This is a genomic window from Streptomyces sp. URMC 124 (assembly GCF_051386455.1).
Lineage (GTDB): Bacteria > Actinomycetota > Actinomycetes > Streptomycetales > Streptomycetaceae > Streptomyces.
Genome location: NZ_JBPQTS010000469.1, coordinates 1 through 272, shown reverse-complemented (window position 1 = coordinate 272; position 272 = coordinate 1). Strand labels below are relative to the sequence as shown.

1 protein-coding gene is annotated in these 272 nt (G+C 50.0%); it reads right to left on the bottom strand.

The window, feature by feature from the left end:
• Positions 1 to 203, bottom strand: a 203-nt coding sequence (locus ACSNOG_RS33360; RefSeq protein WP_436756413.1) for a hypothetical protein, incomplete at its 3' end; no start/stop codon positions are given.
• Positions 204 to 272 lie beyond the last annotated feature (69 nt).

The window sequence follows — 272 nt, the reverse complement described above, 5'->3', positions numbered from 1 at the left end:
CTTAAATACCGATGCAGCGGCCATGACCGGTGATGGCGATGGGTAGTGAGAGCGGCAGCAACATATACACCGATGCATAACAAGAGAAGAAGAAGCCCCGCCCAATCTCCTCCAAAGCTGAAACTATACGCATCCGAATGTGCTCCATGTTCATGATGATCGCTAAATGCTCCCGTATCGCTGTAAAGATAATGGACCATCATGATTCAGCTCCTTCCTTATATGTGCGGGCATGACGCGTGCGGAAAATTAGAACCAGACCGGCCACGATC